Genomic DNA, 1,065 nt, shown 5'->3' with positions numbered 1-1,065 from the left:
GCTGCACTGGACCCGCCGCATGATCGAGATCCGCAAGCAGAATCCTGCCTTCGGACTGGGGTCCTACACCGAACTGCAGTCCTCCAACCCGGCGGTGCTCGCCTTCCTGCGCGAGTACGAGGACGACCTGGTGCTGTGCGTGCACAACTTCTCGCGGTTCGCGCAGCCCACCGAGCTCGATCTGCGGGTCTACGACGGACGCCACCCCGTCGAGCTGATCGGCGGGGTGCGTTTCCCGGCCATCGGTGAACTGCCGTACCTGCTGACCCTCGCGGGCCACGGCTTCTACTGGTTCCGGCTCACCCGAGTCGCATCCCGCATCGGCCGCCGCTGATCTCCCGGCGCCGAGGAAAGGACGCGTCACCATGCCGAAGACCATCACGCCCCGGCCGAGGACGGTGGCCGGCACCGACCGGCCGCCGGCCTCGCTGAACGGGCTGCTGCGCGACTGGCTGCCCGAGCAGCGCTGGTTCGCGGGCAAGGACCGGCCCGTCACCGATCTGTCGGTACTGTCCATGGCCGAGCTGTTCCCGGGGTGTCTGCACCTGCTGGTCCACGCCTCGCACGCGCCGGTGCCCACCCCGGGCGGCACTCCCCCGCCCGGCGACTGCTACCAGCTGCTGCTCGGTGTGCGCGAGCACCTCGCCCCGCGTCTGGAGCGGGCGTTCATCGGCCGCGTCGAGGAGGGCCCGCTGGCCGGTCTGGCGGTCTACGACGCGCTGTACGACCCGCGCTCCGCCCATCTGCTCCTGGAGCGGATGCGGCACCCCGGCTCGGCGGGGCCGCTCTGCTTCGAGGCGGCCCCGGGTGTCCGCCTGCCCGGCGGGCTCCCGCCCCGGCTGCTGGACGCCGAGCAGTCCAACTCGTCGATCGTCTACGGCGACGCGTACATCCTGAAGGTCTTCCGCCGCATCCAGCCGGGCATCAATCCGGATCTGGAGGTGCCGGGCGCGCTGGCCGCACAGGGGTGCGCCCGGGGGCCGGCCCCGGTCGCCGGGTGGACCACGACCGCCCCGCGCCCGGCCACGGGGGGTGTGCTGCGGCCGGTGCGGCCGGCCGCCGCCG

Annotated in this window: 1 protein-coding gene and 1 pseudogene; both read left to right on the top strand. The window is 73.1% G+C overall.

Features of this window, described 5'->3' with window-relative positions; translation table 11 throughout:
• Positions 1-334 (top strand): alpha-glucosidase C-terminal domain-containing protein (locus tag AB0H32_RS48445; protein ID WP_361136171.1); only part of this gene is annotated, 334 nt, incomplete at its 5' end.
• Between the two features lie 31 nt (positions 335-365).
• Positions 366-1,065, top strand: a pseudogene (locus tag AB0H32_RS48440) (maltokinase); the annotation flags it as partial.

It is taken from the genome of Streptomyces sp. NPDC020362 (genome assembly GCF_040642095.1).
Classification (GTDB): Bacteria; Actinomycetota; Actinomycetes; order Streptomycetales; family Streptomycetaceae; genus Streptomyces.
This window is presented reverse-complemented; position numbering and strand designations above follow the sequence as displayed.